Genomic DNA, 16,256 nt, shown 5'->3' with positions numbered 1-16,256 from the left:
TTTTTGCGGGCGTCGACGAGCGCCGCTGTACAGCACGAGGAACAAGGGATGTTCGCGCCGGCCAATGAAACCCACTTTGCCCTGACCATCGAAGGGCTTTCCGCCGAATTTCAGGTGTTTACCCTCACCGGCCGGGAAGCCATCAGCCAGCCTTTTGTCTTTGAGGTGGAGCTGGTCAGTGAGCAGCCGTCGCTGGACCTCGAAACCCTGCTGCACAAACCGGCCTTCCTGCAGCTGTCGCCCGACGGCAGCGGCATTCATGGCCAGATCTACCGCGCCGCGCAAGGCGATTCCGGCAAGCGCCTGACCCGTTATTCGGTGACCTTGCGCCCGCAACTGGCGTATCTGGCGCACCGCATCAACCAGCGCATCTTCCAGAACCTCAGCGTGCCGAAAATCATCGGCCAAGTGCTGGAAGAGCACGGTATTCAAGGCAACGCCTACGAATTCAAGACCGGCTCGATCTATCCCGAACGCATCTACTGCGTGCAATACGACGAGTCGGATCTGCACTTCATCCAGCGCCTGTGCGAGGAAGAAGGCATTCACTTCCACTTCCAGCACAGCGCCAACGCGCACAAGCTGGTGTTCGGCGACGACCAAACGGTATTCCCGAAACTGGCACCTGTGCCCTATCAGCAAGACTCCGGCATGGTCGCCAGCAACCCGGTGATCAAGCGCTTCGACCTGCGCCTGGAAACCCGCACCAGCCGCACCACCCGCCGCGACTACGACTTCGAAAAACCGCGCCTGACCCTGGAAAGCGAAAACCGTGGCGACGCCCTGCCCGACCTCGAAGACTACGATTACCCGGGCCGCTTCATCGACCGCGAGCGCGGCAAGCACTTGGCCAAACGCGCCCTCGAACGCCACCGCAGCGACTTCCAGCTCGCCGAAGGCAAGAGTGATCAGCCACTGCTGGTCAGCGGCCATTTCCTCGCCTTGACCGAACACCCGAAAGCCAAGTGGAACGACCTGTGGCTGCTCACCGAAGTCCTGCATGAAGGCAAGCAGCCGCAAGTGCTCGAAGAGTCGGTGACCAGCGACACCACCGCGCTGAAAGACGATTTCCATCAGGGTTATCGCAACCGCTTCCAGGCCACGCCGTGGGACGTGCCCAATCGCCCGCCGCTGCGCCACCCGAAACCACGCATTCTCGGCAGCCAGAGCGCCGTGGTCACCGGCCCGAAAGGCGAAGAAATCCACTGCGACGAATACGGCCGGGTCAAAGTCCAGTTTCACTGGGACCGCGAAGGCCAGGCCGACGACAAGACCAGTTGCTGGCTGCGCGTCTCCTCCGCCTGGGCCGGCGCCCAGTACGGCGGCATCGCCATCCCGCGCATCGGCATGGAAGTGCTAGTCACCTTCCTTGAAGGCGACCCCGATCAACCGCTGATCAGCGGCTGCCTGTACCACAAAGAAAACACCGTCCCCTATCCATTGCCGGCGAACAAGACCCGCAGCACTTTCAAGACCCTGAGTTCGATGGGCGGTGGCGGCTATAACGAACTGCGCATCGAAGACAAGAAAGGTCAGGAACAGATCTACCTGCACGCCCAGCGCGACTGGGACGAAAACATCGAGCACGACCAGAAGATCCGCGTCGGCAACGAACGCCACGACACCGTCGAGCAAAACAGCTACAGCGAATTCAAGGCCGAAGAACACCACACCGTCTACGCCGACCGCAAAGTCGAAACCCGCGCCAACGACCACCTCACCGTCGGTGTGAATCAGCACATCAAGATCGGCACGGGCCAGTTCATCGACGCAGGCCAGGAAATCCACCTGAGCAGCGGCATGAAAGTGGTGATGGAAGCCGGCGCCGAACTCACGCTGGTGGGTGGCGGCAGCTTCATCAAGATCGATGCTGGCGGCGTGACCCTGAGCGGGCCGGTGATCAACATGAACTCCGGGGGTAGCCCGGGCGTTGGTACGGGCGCCGCGCCATTGATGCCCGGCATCCTCAAACAGGCCGACGCCGACAAGGCCGGCCAGGTCCTGACCCCGGCGCAGATCAACACCCTAAAACGTAACGCGCCGTTCTGTGAAGAATGCGAAAAATGCAAGGCAGGTGCCTGTGCCATCTGAACGAATCACCCCCAAGGACTGGCTGGCGCAACAACCGCTGCAAAGTGGCGAGCGCCTGTACCTGATCATCAGCGCCGCCAGCGATGCAGACGCCCTGAAAACCCTGTACCTCACCGAACCCACCGCCCAGCTCATCCCGATCTGGGGCGGCACGCCCTACTCCACCTGGCAACCGGTGATGCCCTACCTTACCGAACTCAAAGCCAACTCCGCTTTCCTGCCCTGGATCGCCGAAACCGACGCCCTCGACTGGGGCTGGCTGGCGGTGTCGCGTTCAGAGCCGAACGAAGTGTTCGAACATCTGCGCAGCCTGACGCAGGTGAAAATGCCGGAGGGCACCGAGGTGTTTTTCCGGTTTTGGGATGGGCGGCATATCTATCCGATTCTGCGGGGGCTTGGGGAGAAGGCAGGGGAAGTGCTGCCGGTGTTTGAGCGGTATCTGATTAATGGTCAGGCGCTGGAGGTGGGGTCGAGGGTGGTGCCGAAGGTGCGGGACTGGCCGTGGTGGGAGGTGCCGAAGGGGTTGTTGGAAGAATTGATGGCAGAAAATCCATCAACCGTTATCGGCAACATGATGCAGTGGTTGCAGGAGGAACACGCCGATCTGTATTTCTCCTTTCCCGAATCGAACCTGAAACAAAAAGTGGCGCGCTTTGTTAAACGCACGCCACTCACGGAAGAAAACTTTACCGGGCTGTTGAAGGCCTATCTGGAAAAAGAGGTGGTGGTATGAGCGTTTTAATGGGCGGGATCGTTGGCGGTCTCACAGCAAAACAACCCGATGCTCAGGCCATCATCAACGACTTCAAGAAGTGCCTGAAGGATTACCGCGAGCATGCCGAAGCCTGGTACGGCGGCATTCTGGATGCGGAGCAGCAATTCAAAGTCGGTGACGAAGTTGGCACGGCTGACAAGGACAGCAAGAAGGAAAATACCCTTTATGCCAACTGTCCTGCGAACGGCAAGCTGGTGCTGATCCATAGTTTCGAGTCCGCGCGCTTTGTGCCGATCGGCAATACGCCAGTTCAACTGACACCGGTCGTCAATGGCCGCTTCATCGGCAAAAACGAAGTTGGCCCGACCATCAATAAAACCATTGATGCATCAGGGATTCTTGAAGTCTCAGGCCTTACTCCCAATCAGCAGTACAAAATCACCTTCTTCCCGAATCCTACGCGTGCCCAGATCGACAGTTTGTTCAATTCCTACCAAGGCGTGATCGGCGAGTTGGGCGGCTGGCTACAAACTGAATGGAGCACCAGCTTCCTACCGCTATGGCAGGCGCACACCGATGCCTCCCTTGGTGGTCGCGCGTTGCAGGAACTGGAAGCGGCCTGGGAAGGCTTCATGAAAGCGATTATGGGCTTATGGGGCGATATCAAAAGTCTCTACGACCTCATTGCCCATCCTCGCGAAAACTACGAGAAGCTGAAAAACTTTTTTACTGAAGAACAGATCAAGAAGATCTACGACGCCTCTGCCGACGCTATTCACACGGCTTTGTTAATCGCGAGCGATGAGCCGCTGATGTGGATATACGTCGCGGCCATCGTGGCCTGGGTGAAGATGCTGCCGCCTCAGACTTGTACCGAAGTGCTGGCGCAAATGTCGACTGAGTTCCTGCTCAACATTTTGATCGGCGTTGTTTTGACTGGTGGTCTTGGCTTGGCCGTACGCGTGGGTACAAAAGCCGTCAAAGGGGTACAAAGCAGCGGCAAAGTCATAAAGCTGATTGAAGACTTCACCGGCATGCTGATGAAAGTCAGCAAGTCCAAAGCGACGCCGCATACCGAAGCATCGAAGCCGTTGCTACTCAATGGTGATTCGAAATTCAATCCGGCACGCAAAGCGGATGTTCAGATCGCATCCCCCAAACCTGCCGAAACGGCCACACCGCCTAAAAGCAAGCCACCGATCACTGGCGGAAGTGATTCGAAATTCAATCCGACACCCAAAGCGGATGTTCAGATTGCCGCTCCCAAACCTGCCGAAACCGCGACAGCTCCGAGAAGCAAGCTACCGGTCACCGGCGGAAAAGTAGAATCCGATGCGCAGATTCAAACCCGTAAAAAAGATGAGCCAGCCTCACGGATCGAGCAAGTAGAGACCGTAGACAACGCCCCCGAACAGCCGAAGAACCCTGCGAAAAAACCTGCACAATGCGTCGACGACACGTGCTCAGACGGCGAACCAGTATCGATGGTGACCGGTGAAGAGTTACTGACGCTCACCGATGGGGAACTGGGTGGCCTGCTGCCTTTTGAGTGGACACGCCTATACCGAAGCAGTGCAGTCGAAATTGATAGCCGCCTCGGCTATGGCTGGAGTCATTCACTGTCTCATCGCTTGCAGATCGACGATGAGGGTGTGCTGTGGACGGACAACGAGAATCGGCAAACCCGTTTCCCGATGCCCACGGAACAGCGGCCGGCCATCACTAACAGTCTGGCTCAGGCAGCAATTTATCTAGGCAATGAACCCGGCGAACTCATTTTGACCCAAGCCGGGGCAAAAACACGCTTTTACCATTTCCGTGCCGGTCGACTGACCGCGATCAGCGATGCGTACGAAAATCGTCTGCACATCAGTTATGACTTCGTTGATCGTATCCAGCGCATAGATAACGGCGCAGGGCGCGCCCTTTTGCTGCGCTACGAAGACAGACACATCGTTGCTGTCGACCAACAGCAACAACGCCCCGAATACGATGAACGCGGCGAACGCCAAGACCCATGGCTGACGATTCATACCCTCGTCACCTACCGATACAACGCACTCAATCAACTGGTTTCTTCCACCAATGCGATGGGCGAAACCGAGCATTACCGCTACAACGATCAGCACGTCATCCTTGAGCGACAAATGGCCGGGGGGGCTAGCTTCTTCTGGGAGTGGGAGCGTGAAGGCAAGCTGTCCCGATGCGTGCGTCATTGGGCCAATTACGCGCAGATGGAAGCGCGTTACGAGTGGGACGATAAAGGCTCAGTCATTGTCCATAACGCTGACGGCAGTGAGCTGGTCTATGTGCATGACGAAAATGCACGCCTGGTCAGTGAGACCGCGCCCGACGGTGGTGAAACGCAGAACGCTTATGACGATCAGGGTCGACTGATTGCTGTTAAAGATCCCATGGGAGCGATCACCGAGTATCAGTACAGCGATGCCGGACGCTTGATTGCGGTGATTCCACCGGAAGGTGTTCCGACGCGTTACAACTACTTCAACGGTCAACTTATTGATGTCCAGCGCGGCAAGGTCCGCTGGAAATACGAACGCAACCGCCAGGGCGATATCACCCAACAAACCGATCCTGACGGCAACGAGACCTTCTACAGCTATGACCGTCAGGGACGCTTGCTGGAGGTCCGTCACCCCGACGGCAGTCGTCATCAACTGGGCTGGAACAACCTCGGCCAGTTGTTGGAAGAGCGCCTGCCAGACGGCGGTCAACGAAAATACCGCTACGATGCGCTTGGCCGGCAAATCACTCGCCAGGACGAATTCGGCGCGATCACCCAATATCAATGGGACGCCGTCGACCGTCTGATCCAAGTCACCCTGCCCGGCGGCGCCACACGTGCGTTTACCTACAACCCGTATGGCCGCGTCATCGCCGAACGCGACGAGCTCGGCCGCATCACCCGCTACGAATACGCCGACAACCTGCATCTGGTCAGCCGCCGCATCAACCCCGACGGTAGCCAACTACGCTACCGCTACGACAACTCGCAACTCAACCTCACCGAGATCGAAAACGAGCGCGGCGAACGCTATCAACTCGATTATTACCCGAACGGCCTGATCCAGCAGGAAACCGGCTTCGACGGCCGCCGCACCGCGTACGAGTACGACCTCAACGGCCAACTGCTGAAGAAAACCGAGTTCGGTGACGACGGTAGTGAACTGGTTACCGAATACCAGCGCGATGCCGCAGGCCGTTTGCTGGTCAAGACGCTGCCCGATGGCGAAGAGATTCATTACAGCTACGACGCACTCGGTCGCCTGGTAAACGTCGACGACGGCCATTGGCCGCTCGCTTATGAATACGACGTGCAAGATCGCTTGATCACCGAACATCAGGGCTGGGGCACCACCCGTTACGCCTACGACAACGTCGGCCAACTCAGCCACTGCCGTCTGCCGGATGGCTGCACGCTCGATTACCGTCATTTGTCCGGTGGACGCCTGAGCAGCATCGACCTCAACGGCTCCCGCCTGACCAGCCACCAGTTCAATGCCGGTCGCGAGCAGCAGCGTCAGCAAGGTTTGTTACTCAGCCAATACCAATACGATGAACAGGGCCGACTGCAAGCGCACAGCGTCAGCCAGCGGGAAAAACACCTGTTCCAGCGTCGTTATAACTACGATGCCAACGGGAATCTCGCCGGCATTAACGACAGCCGCAAAGGCAACCGCAGCTATCACTACGATCCACTGGATCGCCTGATCAGCGTACGCGGCGCTATGCCGGAGAGCTTCGCCCATGACCCGGCAGGCAACCTCCTCGGCCAGAATGACCTGCCCGCAGCCAACCTCGCCAACGTCAAAGGTAATCGCCTGCTGATGCAAGGCGACCGCCACTACGACTACGACGCGTACGGAAATTTGATCCGCGAGCGTCGCGGCAACGGCCAAAAGCTCGTCACCGAATACCGGTACGATTGCCAACACCGCTTGATTGGCGTCAGCCTCCCAGGCGGCAGCACCGCCACCTACAAATACGACGCCTTTGGCCGCCGCATCGAGAAAACCGTCGACGGCCATACCACTGAATTCCTCTGGCAAGGCGAACGATTGATCGCCGAAAGCGCAGAAAGTCGTTATCGCAGCTACATCTACGAACCGGGCAGCTTCCGCCCATTGGCAATGCTCGACGGCGAAGGCCCACTAAAGGCTGCCCCGTTCTACTATCAACTCGACCACCTCGGCACTCCGCAAGAGCTCACCGACTACAGTGGCGAAATCATGTGGTCCGCGAAGTACCGCGCCTATGGCAACCTCGCGGCGCTGGACGTCAGCGAAATCGATAACCCGTTGCGTTTTCAGGGTCAGTATTTCGACGCCGAGACGGGATTACATTACAACCGCCACCGCTACTACAATCCGAGCACTGGGCGGTTCTTGACGCCGGACCCGATCAAGCTTGCGGGTGGGTTGAACAGCTACCAGTACGTGCCTAACCCTACGGGGTGGGTGGATCCGTTGGGGCTGGTGTGTAAACAGACAAACGGTGCCACTCCGAAAAAGCCTCCGCAAAAAACGACCCCGCCCGAGGTTGGCGAGACACTTAAATTTGAGCATTTCGAGCAAGCGCGCAATAAGGCACTTGAATGGCTTGAAAGCAATGGATTCAAAGCAGAAAAGCCAACCATTGGGAAGTTTGGTACAAATGCCGGGAAGGTTGTAGGCATGCAAACCGCTGACGGCAAGACTGGCTATCGAATCGAATATGATGAAAGAAGCGGCGCACATATAAACGTTTGGTCAGGAAAAAAGCCAGCACCACATTACCTTTTCAATGCAAGCGAAAAAACCGTACTAAAATTACTAAAGGCATTTAAAAAATGAGCTACTTCGACGAAGAACTTGAGAAAGAATTGTTAGAGTCCAGCATTAACTACATGAAACTTAACAATGATGCGCATGACAACGCCGTCTCACATATCAATGGAAATTTTCCGTTTATTGGATCAAAAATCGCTTGGAGCTCACTCCCCAACAGCACATCGCATTCAAAAAACACTATAAACAAAGCCATTGAAGAAATTTCAGAAAAAGCAAAAGATCTCAAAATAACTGAGATTATCTTTATCGGCGATTCGCTAACAGAGAATGCTTACAAATTCCACACCGCCGATCTTAAAAAAATAATAATGACATTTTCTGAAATACCGCAACACACCTATTTTTTCTCCGAGCAGTTTAGTTTGATAGGTTGTATAAGCAGCGAGGGCGAAATCAATTTTAGTGAGACCACTTAAACATAACACATAGCAGAAAAATAGGGAAAATTGATTTTCTATTGAAATAGATCCGCCACCATTTGCGCCATTCAATCAGAGAAAACAAATATAAAAAACAGGATAATCACACTCATCATCGAAGATACTCTGAAAGCACTCGCAAACATTGAATTTACCTTGATTTCTATACAAAAAATGGGAAGTTACTATAGCGACAAACCGGTTAAAGAATATCAAAAAACCACAACCGAGCTCATTAACGATGATTTGTCACTTAGCGACCAATCCAAGATCAAAAAATCATCAGCAAAAATTTTGCCCCAATTCCTGGTGAGGATTGACATGAATGACATAGAGCGTCATATGGAGTGAATTGAATTGTGGAAGCCTTGAATACTTAGCTGTACGAAGAATTCTGCTGGGCCGCCTGATATGCGTGAAAAACACGTCACTGAAAGCTTCAAGGCGACTGTCAACTTAAACTCCCCATTCAAGAATAATGAAAAACAGAAAACTTATGCTCAACGCATAATCACCAGATCAAATCTCTGCGACCACTCTCACGGATTAAATAATCAAAGGACTGTTATCTTGAAACACTTAAGCCGCACTCTCACCTTGCTTCTAGCCCTAAAACTCAGGCTGCTCAGAGCCAATGGGCGCCGGGTAAGGCAGTTAACAGCAGCGTTTCCGGTGGACAAATAGGTGGAGATATTTTCTACAATGATACAAATGTTCTCCCATCCGCCTCTAGCCGAACTTCGTATGAGGCCGACGTCGGATTAAGCAACACTATGTCACGGAGCAACCAACCTGGAACCAGGCTGCTCTATTCGAATGATGGCCTGCTATATATCACCAGGATCATTATGAAACTGTCAGCCCAATAGGAAAGTGGAAATAACCTGAATGATAACTGAACTTGACGGCCTATCCATTTCTTCCGAGCAAGATTTCCATAAGCGTATAGCTTCTGCATTTTCCGTGGCTCAGTACTATGGAAACAACCTAAACTCTCTGTGGGATTTGCTCAGTACGGACGTGGAGCGCCCGATTGAAATAGTATGGAAAAATTCGAAAGAATCTGAACAAAGCATGGGCGAAACTTTTAAAAAAATAATATTTATATTCGAGAGAACAAAAAACCAGGACATATCCCTGCGCTTAGATGAAAAATTCGAATACAAATTAAAGTAAAAAAAATTGATACTTGCCAGCGCATTTATTCAACGCTGCAGTGAGCACGATATCGTTTTAATGATCAGAGCAAAGTATTCACGAATGCAAAGATTCGAAGAGACCCGATGAGATCAAAACTCGATTACAAACTCCAACCCATCCGAGTGCCAAGCGGCTGGATGATAACAATCAACAATCTATATGAGGTGGAGTTGACACCGGAGACTTGCGGCTGGTTCTCTAGTTCGGTACTGATCGGAGGAGTCCGCCAGAGTACCGGCCATTGCTTTGACACGAGAGTCGAGCCCGAAGGGGATCCGGACGGAGAGTTTGTTATCGACATGCTAACGATCGAATACGATAAAGGAGGTAATCCAATCAAAAACTCCGAAATTTTTCTATCTGAATTCAGGACCAAAAGCAAAATCGAATTTATTGAGAAAATTGAAGAGTTCATGATGGAGGCTTGAGTACCATCGCTGCTCAAGAATGGAACAGATTTAAAACAGCTTTCCAAGCTCAATCTTTATTGAAGCGTCATTAGGCGACTCAGAAAAAATCGCAGCACAACACTGCGATTTCTCACCCCAGAATCAATCGGCCACCAACCGCACCTGCCTCTCCAACTCCACCTTCAACCCCGGCTCCAATTTCAACTGCCGTGCCAGTTCATCCAGATAGCTCTTCTCCATAAAATTCTCCTCATCCACCAGCATCACACTGGCGATGTACATCTCCGCCGCCATTTCCGGCGTGCTTGCCGCGCGGGCGACGTCGGTGGGGTCGAGGGGTTTGTTGAGTTCGGCGTGGAGCCAGTGTTGCAGTTCCTGATCGTTGTCGAGCTTTGTGAATTCGCCTTCGATCAGTTCGCGCTCGCGCTCGTCGATGTGGCCGTCGGCTTTGGCGGCGGCGACCAGGGCTTTGAGGATTGCCTGGCTGTGCTCCTCGACTTGCGCGGGTGGCAGGCGATCGAGGGTTTGTGGTTCGCGTTGGGGTGCGCTGCCTTTTTGGGCGTTGTAGTTGCCGTACGCCTTGTAAGCCAGTACGCCCAGCGCGGCGAGGCCGCCGTAGATCGCGACTTTGCCGCCGACCTTGCGGACCTTTTTATTGCCGAGCAGCAGGCCCATCGCGCCTGCGGCCAATGCGCCGCCACCCGCGCCTGAAAGCAGGCCGCCGAGGCCGCTGGAGCCAGACGAGCCACCGAGCAAGCCGCCAAGCCCGCTGGCAGCCGATTTGCTGGAAGCGCCGCCGGCCTTGTTCTGCAGCATTTCCTGCCCGGACTTGAGCAGTTGATCGAGCAATCCACGGGTGTTCATGTTCCGTCTCCAAACAAGGGTTATCCGGATCTAAGGCACTCAGCCTAGTTCGAAAGTGCCCCAATCCGCCCCGTGAAGGTGCTTCGAGATGTTGCTCGCCACTCAGAAGGGCCCGTTCCGAGCGTTACCCAATGAAAAGGGGCAGGCCTTTCGACCCGCCCCCTTCTCCCCTCCTCCTTAAAACCGCGAAACACTCCGCATCGCATCCACCAGATAGCGCATGGCGATCCGGTCGCTTTCCGATAGCTCTCGATAACGTTCCACTAGTTTCAATTCCTCGGAATTGAGACGGCGTCTTCTGCGCCCGCCGCCCAAGCAAGGAAAGATGCCCAACATTTCGGTGATGCCCTGTATTTTTGCCATGGACGATGTCCTTCTCTATTGAGTCAAGAAACTGCTGAACCTCACATCGCCCTGCCTCTTCGAGCAGCGTCGTGTGCCCCGCCGGCACGAAGGCTTGTATCCGGTCTTGCCCATAGAATAGGAATTAAATCGGCGTTGAAAAGTGGTTTTTAGAGTAATTAATCGAAAAAAGCAGATATGCCCTCTAAATCAGAGAGCCCTGTCAGAAAAATTACAGACATGTCTTGTTTCATTGCCAGATGAAGCAACGCAAACAAGCCTTTTTGCCCGACAATCGAACCGATTAAGCTAGCGGGCATCTGTTTATAGTCCGTTGCGTTTGGCCGAAGGCATGACCGAACCGTAATTTCCGATCCGACAGGTGCCAGGAACGGCGCTGGATTGCACACGACAGGTTGTATTTATGCACCGCAGGAATTTGCTCAAAGCGTCCATGGCCATTGCGGCCTATACCGGTCTTTCCGCGTCGGGCCTGTTGGCCGCCCGCGCTTGGGCAGCCAATGGCGGCGCCGCCGATGGCGAGGCTCAGGCCTTCGATTTCGAGGCGTTGAAGCGTCAGGCCAAGCAGCTCGCCGGCAATGCCTATCAGGATACGAAACAGGTGTTGCCGCCAACCCTGGCGACCATGACTCCGCAAAATTTTAACGCGATCCGCTACGACGGCGAGCATTCCTTGTGGAAGGAAAACAAAGGTCAGCTGGACGTGCAGTTTTTCCACGTCGGCATGGGTTTCCGTCAGCCGGTGCGCATGTACAGCGTTGATCCGAAGACGCGCATGGCGCGCGAGGTGCATTTCCGCCCGGCGCTGTTCAATTATGAGAACACTTCGGTCGACACCCAGCAGCTCAAGGGCGACCTGGGTTTTGCCGGCTTCAAACTGTTCAAGGCACCGGAGCTGGATCGGCATGACGTGGTGTCGTTTCTCGGCGCCAGCTATTTCCGTGCGGTCGATGCTACTGGCCAATATGGCCTCTCCGCGCGCGGCCTGGCCATTGATACCTACGCGAAGAAGCGCGAAGAGTTTCCCGACTTCACCAAGTTCTGGTTCGAGACGCCTGACAAGAACGCCACGCGTTTTGTGGTCTACGCCCTGCTCGACTCGCCGAGCGCCACTGGCGCGTATCGCTTCGACATCGATTGCCAGGCCGAGCGCGTGGTCATGGAAATCGACGCGCACATCAACGCACGCACCACCATCGAACAGTTGGGCGTGGCACCGATGACCAGCATGTTCAGTTGCGGCACCCACGAACGGCGCATGTGCGACACCATTCACCCGCAGATTCACGACTCCGACCGTCTGGCCATGTGGCGCGGCAATGGCGAGTGGATCTGCCGTCCGTTGAATAACCCGGCGACGCTGCAATTCAACGCATTTGCCGACAAGGACCCGAAAGGTTTCGGCCTGGTGCAGACCGACCACGAATTCGCCAACTATCAAGACACTGTCGACTGGTACAGCAAGCGCCCGAGCCTGTGGGTAGAACCTACAACCGCCTGGGGCGAAGGCTCTATCGATCTGCTGGAAATTCCTACGACCGGCGAGACGCTGGATAACATCGTCGCCTTCTGGACGCCGAAGAAACCCGTGGCTGCCGGTGATTCGCTGAACTACGGGTACAAGCTGTACTGGAGCGCCCTGCCACCGGTCGGCACGCCACTGGCGCGGGTGCACGCTACGCGTTCGGGCATGGGCGGCTTCACCGAGGGTTGGGCGCCGGGTGAGCATTACCCGCCAGTCTGGGCGCGGCGCTTTGCCGTGGACTTCACCGGTGGCGGCCTTGAGCGCCTGCCACAGGGCACCGGGATCGAGCCGGTGATTACCTGTTCCAACGGCAAGGTGCAGGACTTCAGCGTGCTGGTGCTGGATGACATCAAGGGTTACCGGATTCTGTTCGATTGGTATCCGACCAATGACAGTGTCGAGCCAGTGGAACTGCGCCTGTTCATTCGCACCAATGACCGCACGTTGAGCGAGACCTGGCTGTACCAGTATTTCCCGCCGGCGCCGGACAAGCGTAAATACCCTTGAGGTTCTAAGGCGACTGTTCTGGCGTCATTCGCGAGCAGGCTCGCTCCCACAGGGGTCCGCATTCCTATTGTGGGAGCGAGCCTGCTCGCGAAGAGGCCCGCCTGACAACGCAAAATTGTGCCGAATAGAAAAGCCCCGACCCTCACCGGCTCGGGGCTTTTGCTTTCCAGCCTTCAATCAATCGCGCAAATCCGATTCATGAATCGGCTGATCCCGATGGGTCGCGCGCTGATACTGCGCCGGCCACACTGCTTTGCGCCCACCCAGATCATCGTCGGCATGCAGCGGCCAGTACGGATCGCGCAGCAGCTCTCGGGCGAGGAAAATGATATCAGCCTGACATGTTCGCAGAATGTGCTCGGCCTGGGCCGGCTCGGTAATCATTCCGACAGTACCGGTGGCGATGCCTGACTCTTTGCGTACACGCTCGGCGAAGCGCGTCTGATATCCGGGTCCAACCGGGATTTCCGCATTTGCAGCAGTCCCACCTGAAGACACGTCAATGAGATCGGCGCCCAGCGTGTGAAGGCGACGCGCCAGTTCCACGGTCTCATCCGGATTCCAGCCGTCTTCGACCCAATCAGTCGCCGAGACGCGGACAAACACTGGCAATTCCTCCGGCCATACCGCCCTCACCGCTTCAGTGACCTGCAGCACCAGACGGATACGATTCTCGAACGAACCACCGTACTGATCGCGGCGTTGATTGCTCAGCGGCGAAAGAAATTGATGCAGCAGATAGCCGTGCGCAGCATGCACCTCGACCACGCTGAACCCGGCCGTCAGCGCGCGTTTGGCCGCGTTGACAAAGGCCTGGATCACTTCGGCGATCTGCCCTTCATCCAGCTGCTTCGGTTGGGTGTGCTGCGGGTCGAAAGCAATCGGCGATGGCCCGACCGGGGTCCAGCCGCCGTCCTCGGGTTTGACACTGCCATGCTTGCCGATCCACGGCCGGTGGGTGCTGGCCTTGCGCCCGGCGTGGGCCAGTTGAATACCGGCGACCGCACCCTGGGCGGTGATGAAGCGAGTGATGCGTTGCAGCGGTTCGATCTGCTCGTCGTTCCACAGTCCAAGGTCTTCGGCGGTGATGCGCCCGTCGGCGGTCACCGCCGTGGCTTCGGTGAAAACCAGACCGGCACCGCCCACCGCGCGGCTGCCCAGGTGCACCAGATGCCAGTCGTTGGCCAAGCCGTCGACGCTGGAGTACTGGCACATCGGCGACACGGCGATGCGGTTGGGCAGGGTCAGTTGGCGCAGGGTAAAGGGTTCAAGCAGCAGACTCATGGGGCACCTCTCGAATCAGTGGGCAGGCTCCAGGGTTCTGTTTGAAAAGTCGACGAGTGACAGAAAAAGGGTGCAGCACCCGCCCCCGCGGGCAAAAAAACGACAAAACGTCACAAGGCCAATCAAGCAGTGCTTAGAGCCTAGTCGACAACCGGGAATGACGGAGGGTTCAGAGTAATTCAGTGTGTGAAAGGACACTTTCGCGAGCAAGCTCGCTCCCACAAGACTGCACCGTACCTGTGGGAGCGAACCTGCTCGCGAATGGCTTAACGCGGTTCGATATGAGCAATCATCAGCTGCACAGTCTCGTTGCCACGAAACTCGTTAACGTCGAGCTTGTACGCCAGTTCAACCCATTGAATCGTCGGGTTCGGCCACACATCGCGATCAATGCCAAACGCGATGCCATCGAGTTTCACCGAACCGCATTCGCTTTTCAGCACCACTTTCAAATGCCGTTCGCCGACCACACGCTGCTCGACCAGTTGAAACACACCGTGAAACAGCGGCTCCGGAAAGTGCTGACCCCATGGCCCGGCGTGGCGCAAGGCGCGAGCCAGTTCGAGATGAAACTCTTCAACGGCCAGCGTGCCGTCCGACAACATGCGCCCGGTGAGGTCTTCTTCTCGAAGTTGCCTGCGCACCTCAGCGTCAAACGCCTCGGCGAACAGCGGAAAATTCTCCTGCGGCAAGGTCAGACCAGCGGCCATCGCATGACCACCATATTTGGCGATCAGGTTCGGATGCTGCGCTGCGACCACGCTCAGCGCATCGCGAATATGGAAGCCCTGCACCGAGCGACCGGAGCCCTTGAGCAGACCATCACCGGCATCGGCGAAGGCAATGGTCGGGCGGAAATAGCGCTCTTTCATGCGCGAAGCGAGAATGCCGATCACGCCCTGGTGCCACTCCGGGTCGAACAGGCACAGACCAAACGGCATCGATTCGACTGGCAGATCCTTGAGCTGCGCCAGCGCTTCACGCTGCATGCCCTGCTCGATGGATTTGCGATCCTGGTTCATACCGTCCAGTTGCGCAGCCATCTCCCGCGCCAGATTGGCGTCGGCAGTGAGCAGGCATTCGATGCCCAGGCTCATGTCGTCCAGACGCCCGGCGGCGTTCAGGCGCGGGCCGACGATGAAACCCAGGTCGGTGGAAGTGATCCGCGCAGCCTCTCGCTTGGCGACTTCGAGAATCGCCTTGATCCCCGGCCGTGCCCGGCCGGCGCGAATCCGCTCCAGCCCTTGATGCACGAGAATGCGGTTGTTGGCATCCAGCGGCACCACGTCGGCGACGCTGCCCAGCGCCACCAGATCGAGCAGTTCGCCGATGTTCGGTTGTGGCTTGCTCTCGTACCAGCCGAGGCTGCGCAGACGCGCGCGCAACGCCATGAGTACGTAAAAGATCACCCCGACGCCGGCCAGCGCTTTGCTCGGAAATTCGCAGCCCGGCTGATTCGGATTGACCAGCGCATCAGCCTGCGGCAGTTCATCGCCGGGCAAGTGGTGGTCGGTGATCAACACCTTCAGTCCGGCGCGCTTGGCCGCCGCGACGCCTTCGACACTGGAAATACCATTGTCGACGGTGATCAATAACTGCGGTTCACGGGTCAGCGCTACTTCAACGATTTCCGGCGTCAGGCCATAGCCGTATTCGAAACGGTTCGGCACCAGATAATCGACATGCGCCGCGCCAAGCAGGCGCAGGCCGAGGACACCGACGGTGCTGGCGGTGGCGCCGTCCGCATCGAAGTCGCCGACGATCAAAATGCGCTGGCGTTGCTCCAATGCCGTCACCAGCAGGTCGACTGCCGCATCGATGCCTTTGAGCTGCTGGAACGGGATCAAGCGCGCCAGACTCTTGTCCAGCTCCGCCTCAGACTGCACGCCCCGCGCCGCGTACAGGCGGGTCAGCAGTGGCGGCAGATCACCGAGGAAAGGCAACGTGGCAGGCAATTGACGAGGTTCGATACGCATGGGGCGACGGAGGCTTCTCTTTGATTCGTGGGAAATATCAGCGGTGTCGCGA

General features: G+C 56.4%; 11 protein-coding genes. 7 read left to right on the top strand and 4 right to left on the bottom strand.

Features of this window, described 5'->3' with window-relative positions; genetic code table 11:
* Positions 1 to 48: 48 nt before the first annotated feature.
* From tssI to BXA01_RS21415, 6 genes are all read left to right on the top strand, one after another.
* Entirely contained in the window at positions 49 to 2,091 is a 2,043-nt protein-coding gene (tssI, locus tag BXA01_RS21450) for a type VI secretion system Vgr family protein (RefSeq protein WP_076566053.1), read from the top strand.
* Positions 2,081 to 2,824 (top strand): DUF4123 domain-containing protein, encoded by a 744-nt coding sequence (locus BXA01_RS21445; RefSeq protein ID WP_076566051.1) that lies wholly within the window; start codon positions 2,081 to 2,083, stop codon positions 2,822 to 2,824. Before tssI ends, BXA01_RS21445 begins: the two co-directional genes overlap by 11 nt.
* Complete coding sequence (locus BXA01_RS27495; RefSeq protein WP_076566049.1) at positions 2,821 to 7,659, top strand: RHS repeat-associated core domain-containing protein; 4,839 nt, start codon at positions 2,821 to 2,823, stop codon at positions 7,657 to 7,659. The genes BXA01_RS21445 and BXA01_RS27495 overlap by 4 nt, the downstream gene beginning before the upstream one ends.
* Positions 7,656 to 8,072 (top strand): hypothetical protein, encoded by a 417-nt coding sequence (locus tag BXA01_RS21435; RefSeq protein ID WP_076566047.1) that lies wholly within the window; start codon positions 7,656 to 7,658, stop codon positions 8,070 to 8,072. Before BXA01_RS27495 ends, BXA01_RS21435 begins: the two co-directional genes overlap by 4 nt.
* An 891-nt stretch (positions 8,073 to 8,963) precedes the next feature.
* Positions 8,964 to 9,251 carry a barstar family protein gene (locus BXA01_RS21420; protein ID WP_076566043.1) on the top strand — a complete coding sequence of 96 codons (288 nt, stop codon included), beginning with the start codon at positions 8,964 to 8,966 and terminating at the stop codon, positions 9,249 to 9,251.
* A gap of 107 nt (positions 9,252 to 9,358) precedes the next feature.
* Positions 9,359 to 9,703 carry a hypothetical protein gene (locus BXA01_RS21415; RefSeq protein ID WP_076566042.1) on the top strand — a complete coding sequence of 115 codons (345 nt, stop codon included), beginning with the start codon at positions 9,359 to 9,361 and terminating at the stop codon, positions 9,701 to 9,703.
* Between the two features lie 123 nt (positions 9,704 to 9,826).
* On the opposite strand, the gene BXA01_RS21410 is transcribed toward BXA01_RS21415, so the two are convergent.
* Together BXA01_RS21410 and BXA01_RS21405 are read right to left on the bottom strand one after the other, a co-directional pair.
* A complete protein-coding gene (locus tag BXA01_RS21410; RefSeq protein ID WP_076566040.1) occupies positions 9,827 to 10,549 on the bottom strand; it encodes a tellurite resistance TerB family protein in 723 nt (240 codons plus the stop codon).
* 177 nt (positions 10,550 to 10,726) lie between these two features.
* On the bottom strand, positions 10,727 to 10,912 hold the full coding sequence (locus tag BXA01_RS21405; protein WP_016771524.1) for a hypothetical protein: 186 nt from the start codon (positions 10,910 to 10,912) through the stop codon (positions 10,727 to 10,729).
* A 403-nt stretch (positions 10,913 to 11,315) separates the two neighbouring features.
* On the opposite strand from BXA01_RS21405, the gene BXA01_RS21400 reads away from it, so the two are divergent.
* Complete coding sequence (locus BXA01_RS21400; RefSeq protein ID WP_071174494.1) at positions 11,316 to 12,944, top strand: glucan biosynthesis protein D; 1,629 nt, start codon at positions 11,316 to 11,318, stop codon at positions 12,942 to 12,944.
* A gap of 177 nt (positions 12,945 to 13,121) precedes the next feature.
* Here BXA01_RS21400 and BXA01_RS21395 read toward each other — a convergent pair whose 3' ends face one another.
* Together BXA01_RS21395 and recJ are read right to left on the bottom strand one after the other, a co-directional pair.
* Positions 13,122 to 14,228 carry an NADH:flavin oxidoreductase/NADH oxidase gene (locus BXA01_RS21395; protein WP_076566039.1) on the bottom strand — a complete coding sequence of 369 codons (1,107 nt, stop codon included), beginning with the start codon at positions 14,226 to 14,228 and terminating at the stop codon, positions 13,122 to 13,124.
* A gap of 266 nt (positions 14,229 to 14,494) precedes the next feature.
* On the bottom strand, positions 14,495 to 16,204 hold the full coding sequence (gene recJ, locus BXA01_RS21390) for a single-stranded-DNA-specific exonuclease RecJ (protein WP_016771527.1): 1,710 nt from the start codon (positions 16,202 to 16,204) through the stop codon (positions 14,495 to 14,497).
* Positions 16,205 to 16,256 lie beyond the last annotated feature (52 nt).

The organism is Pseudomonas sp. B10, from assembly GCF_900156235.1.
Classification (GTDB): domain Bacteria; phylum Pseudomonadota; class Gammaproteobacteria; order Pseudomonadales; family Pseudomonadaceae; genus Aquipseudomonas; species Aquipseudomonas siliginis.
This window is presented reverse-complemented; position numbering and strand designations above follow the sequence as displayed.

Coding starts and splice junctions, on each gene's coding strand:
- BXA01_RS21400 (WP_071174494.1), top strand. CDS start 11,316: ATGCACCGCAGGAATTTGCTCAAAGCGTCCATGGCCATTGCGGCCTAT.
- BXA01_RS21395 (WP_076566039.1), bottom strand. CDS start 14,228: ATGAGTCTGCTGCTTGAACCCTTTACCCTGCGCCAACTGACCCTGCCC.
- BXA01_RS21420 (WP_076566043.1), top strand. CDS start 8,964: ATGATAACTGAACTTGACGGCCTATCCATTTCTTCCGAGCAAGATTTC.
- BXA01_RS27495 (WP_076566049.1), top strand. CDS start 2,821: ATGAGCGTTTTAATGGGCGGGATCGTTGGCGGTCTCACAGCAAAACAA.
- BXA01_RS21410 (WP_076566040.1), bottom strand. CDS start 10,549: ATGAACACCCGTGGATTGCTCGATCAACTGCTCAAGTCCGGGCAGGAA.
- BXA01_RS21415 (WP_076566042.1), top strand. CDS start 9,359: ATGAGATCAAAACTCGATTACAAACTCCAACCCATCCGAGTGCCAAGC.
- BXA01_RS21405 (WP_016771524.1), bottom strand. CDS start 10,912: ATGGCAAAAATACAGGGCATCACCGAAATGTTGGGCATCTTTCCTTGC.
- BXA01_RS21435 (WP_076566047.1), top strand. CDS start 7,656: ATGAGCTACTTCGACGAAGAACTTGAGAAAGAATTGTTAGAGTCCAGC.
- tssI (WP_076566053.1), top strand. CDS start 49: ATGTTCGCGCCGGCCAATGAAACCCACTTTGCCCTGACCATCGAAGGG.
- recJ (WP_016771527.1), bottom strand. CDS start 16,204: ATGCGTATCGAACCTCGTCAATTGCCTGCCACGTTGCCTTTCCTCGGT.